This window comes from Thermomicrobiales bacterium (assembly GCA_041390825.1).
Classification (GTDB): Bacteria; Chloroflexota; Chloroflexia; order Thermomicrobiales; family UBA6265; genus JAMLHN01.
The window spans coordinates 1-3,867 of sequence record JAWKPF010000077.1; the positions used below are offsets into that span (position 1 = coordinate 1).

Genomic DNA, 3,867 nt, shown 5'->3' on the forward strand with positions numbered 1-3,867 from the left:
CAGGCCGCTACTTCGTTTCGAATCGACAACGTTTCGGACGCGCAACATGGTTGCTTGACGACCCCGTTATCGTGCCGCGGCGCGATTGGCGGCCACGGGTGCCGCCACTACGATCCGGCGCGATCAGGGGTTACCGATTGTTCCAGCCGATGAGGACGAACAGAGCGCAGACGAGGAAGAGAACGAGAAGGCCGATGATGAGCGCCCATTGCAGCCAGGCGTCGGGGTTGGAGGGTTCCTCCGGTTCGACTGGCTGTGCGCCGCTGGGCTCGACTTCCGGATCGGTGTCCGGTTGTTCTATTTCGATAACGTCGATGGTGTCGTTTCCTTCCACGGGGAGAGTGTACCCGAGGAGTGAGGAGTTCGGTGCGCGGAATTGGAGTATTCCAGCCGTGCACCCTGACTGCTAGAGCGGTTCTTCAAGGAAGTGCCTGCCATCTCAAAGAAGCGTGACCTTGTTGCCCTCGCTGTGGCGAGGAGATCCCTCCACTCCGCTTCGCTTCGGTCGGGATGACGGCATTCGCACGGCAGGCACGTGTTTCGGCAACTGCTTTAGATAACCCCACCGAGCTCTGGCAGCAGGAGTGCCTCCCAGTGCTGCCGGACCGCGTCACGGTAGGGTCCGGCCGCGATGATGCGCACCAGACGGCGGTGTTCCTCGAACCGTTTGAAGTCGTCGTCGCCAAGCCCGACGACCTCTCGCCATGGCATGAGCCGCCGGAATCCCACCGGCGGGCGATCGAACCAGACCCAAACGTCGGTTCGCCAGCGCTCCGGTTTGGGAATATCGATCAGGATTGTTTCATCGGGAAGCGATTCGCCCAGCAGTGTTTCCAGGCGGCGGGTCATGCCGAGTTCGACCGTCCGGCGTTGCGCCGGATTGTGGAAGAGCGCGCCGACGCGGTCGTAGAGATCGGCCGCCTGGGCGCCGATCTCGACCGCGCGCTTGTGGATCTCGCGCCGTTGCAGCGCATTCGCCAACCGCCTGGTCGTTTCTGGCATGCGGAAGCGGATCATGAGCGCAAGCAGGGACGCGTCGTCGTTGTCGGTCAGTTCGGTGGCCGAAATGGCATCGGCGAAGATCGCGTCCTGCACGGCGCGCAGCAACATCGCCATACACGCGCGGTTGGTATGGTGCCAGTAGACGTTGTCGAACATTTCCTGGCGGGCGTTGATGAGGGAATGGAGGGGGCTGACCCCTTTGGCATCGACGGCGATGCGCGGTTTGGCTTCCGCCGGCGGCGTGGCAAAGATGAGCGACGCGATCAGTCGATTGGTGTCGACGCCGCCGTAAGGCACGCTGCAGGCATGTGCATCGCGCGGGAGATAGTCGAGCTTGTCGACATCGAGCGGACCAGACAGAATGCCGCGGAGCACGGTGTCCGCAGGGTGCAACTGTTGCCCGGCAGGATCGATGATCGATGCAACCCGTTTGGGATCGACCCCCCAATGCTCCCGCAGAATCGGGGCGATCTCGTCGCCGAGCACGATTGCTCTCCCCACCTGCTCGTGCGAGATCACCGGATCGCCGAGTTCCTCGATGGCGTGCGAAAAGGGATAGTGACCGATATCGTGAAGCAACGCTGCCGCGCAAATCGTGCGAGCGTCTTCATCGGTGATCCATTGCGCGTCGGACCGAGCACGCAAGTGTTCGATGGCTTGCCGGGCGAGATGGAACACCCCGATCGAGTGCTCGAAGCGGGTATGCCGCGCACCCGGCCAGACACGCGAGACGAAACCCAGTTGCTGGACGCGCTCCAGCCGCAGAAATGCCTGCGCATCGATCAACGCCAGTTCGGCGTCCGCCAGCGGGACGATATCGTACAGACTGTCGCGCAGCATGGTGGACACCGGAAACCCGGTGCCAGCCGTGCGCCCAAGGCGCGATTCTGGATGTGTGACAGGTGTCTTCTCCAGCATGGTGAAAGAATACGCGTCAACACCGCCGCGCTTGGGCGGAAACCACCGATGGAGCGCGAACTGTGTCGCGGGCAGGCAGCCTGATCAAATCGAGCCGAGCGGCTCCCGTGCCGTTCATTTCGTACGGTTTCGCGTTGGTGTTGGTAACCTGCACCGTCTGGTCGGTCGATGCAACGTCGCCCGCGCTGCCTTCCATGCAGGACGATTTCGGGCTCTCCGCGGCTGCCGCGGGGTTGATCGTTTCCTTCCTCTTTGTCGGGCGGTTGATTGGGAACTTCCCTGCGCCGCGCCTGCTCGATTCACTCGGCTCGCCGCGCACTGCCTCGATGGGCGGCGTGTTGCTGGTGGCCGGGGCGTCGATCAATCTGTTCGCGCCAACCGTCGAGGTGCTGTACGTCGGCCGGGTGCTTCAGGGAGCCGGGATTTCGCTCCTGGTGAATGCCGGACTACGCTCGATCCTCGTTGCCCGGCCGGGACGGGGAGTGGCAATGACGCAGTACGGCATCGCGGCCACTGTGGGCGGCGTGCTCGGGCTACAGAGCGGCGGCCTGCTGACCGGGCACTTCGGCTGGCGATCGATCTTTGCCTTGTCCGCGTCTCTCGGGATCTTTCTCATCATCTTGCCAATGATCAGCACCCGGGCATCTCGGCGCTCGACCCAGAAGACGGAAGCTGCCGCGACTGCTGCCAGCGTTCTGCCCATTCCGCTCCGGTCCTATCTTCCGCCGCTGCTCGTCAACTTCCTGATTTTCGGGAACTACTCGATCTGGGTCATCTTGCCGCTCTACGCCCAACAAACCTTCGATGCCACCCCGGAGGTCACGGCCAATCTCCTGCTCATCATCACCATCACCCATCTTGCGGCTGCCATTCCTGTCAGCCGCGCGATTCGCCGAGTCGGGGCGCCAAGGGTGCTGGTTGTTTCTGTCGTTTTCGCGGGGATCGGAGCGGTCAGTGTCTTGCTGGCTCCATCGCTCTGGTGGCTGGCGATTCCGCTGATCTTCTACGGGGCTGGCATGGTTGGCTCGGTCAACTGCGCGGGTGATATCGTGCTGCAACGCGGGGGAGCGAGCGCCAGGGCAGTCGGCTCGCTGCGGCAGACGAGCGATCTCGGGCTCGTTGTCGGTCCGCTCCTGGCTGGCGTGATTACGGACGCGTTCAGCTATGACGCCGCGTTTCTCTTCTTCCCCGCGATCATGATCTGTGCGGCAGTGGTCGGCATTGCAGTTCCGGGGGGACTGGTCCCGCGGAACGCTCCGGAGGCGGTCTGATGCGTGTGGCGCTCATTTCCGATATTCATGGAAACACGGTGGCATTGGAGACCGTCCTCACTGCGATCGAACGAGATGCGCCAGACCAGATCGTTTGCCTCGGTGATGTGGCGGTGATGGGACCCGATCCGATCGGATCGATCGAGTTGCTGCGTTCGGTTGGCTGTCCGGTGATCATGGGTAACGCTGACACCGAGCTCTTCACCAACCTGTCGGAAGTCGCGGCCAGGGTCTCGAATCCGATCGTGCGCGATCTGATTCTCTGGACGCAATCACTGATGAGCGACGATCAACGCGCCGTTGTGTCGGCGTTCGTGCCGACGCTCGAGCTCGATCTCGGGTCGGGTGTGCGCCTGCTCTGTTTTCACGGATCGCCGCGTTCGAACACGGAAATCATCGCAGCCGAGACTGGGCTGAATGCGCTGCGGGAGGCGATCGACGGTTCGACTGCCACGTTGCTGGCGGGCGGACATACTCACCATCAGCTGCTGCGTCGTTTCGACGGGCAATGGCTCATCAATCCTGGGAGTGTCGGACTCACCCATCGACGTACGCAGACCGATTGGGAAAGCGGCGCTCCTCCCTGGGCGGAGTATGGGGTAGTCACTGTGGAGCGCGGCACGATCGACGTCTCGCTGCGCGCGGTTCCGCTCGATCTGGAACGGGTGCGCGCCCA

4 protein-coding genes are annotated in these 3,867 nt (G+C 62.9%); 2 read left to right on the plus strand and 2 right to left on the minus strand.

Annotation, left to right across the window (positions count from 1 at the left end; genetic code table 11):
- Positions 1-130 precede the first annotated feature (130 nt).
- Together R2855_19920 and R2855_19925 are read right to left on the minus strand one after the other, a co-directional pair.
- A complete protein-coding gene (locus R2855_19920) occupies positions 131-334 on the minus strand; it encodes a hypothetical protein (protein ID MEZ4533273.1) in 204 nt (67 codons plus the stop codon).
- A gap of 218 nt (positions 335-552) precedes the next feature.
- The gene (locus R2855_19925; GenBank protein MEZ4533274.1) at positions 553-1,920 is read right to left on the minus strand and encodes an HD domain-containing protein; all 1,368 of its coding nucleotides are present in this window, start codon (positions 1,918-1,920) and stop codon (positions 553-555) included.
- A 62-nt stretch (positions 1,921-1,982) separates the two neighbouring features.
- Between R2855_19925 and R2855_19930 the strand changes: the two genes are divergently transcribed.
- Together R2855_19930 and R2855_19935 are read left to right on the plus strand one after the other, a co-directional pair.
- Complete coding sequence (locus R2855_19930) at positions 1,983-3,191, plus strand: MFS transporter (protein ID MEZ4533275.1); 1,209 nt, start codon at positions 1,983-1,985, stop codon at positions 3,189-3,191.
- Positions 3,191-3,867 (plus strand): metallophosphoesterase family protein (locus R2855_19935; protein ID MEZ4533276.1); only part of this gene is annotated, 677 nt, incomplete at its 3' end. The genes R2855_19930 and R2855_19935, both read left to right, overlap by 1 nt.

Coding starts and splice junctions, on each gene's coding strand:
- R2855_19925 (MEZ4533274.1), bottom strand. CDS start 1,920: ATGCTGGAGAAGACACCTGTCACACATCCAGAATCGCGCCTTGGGCGC.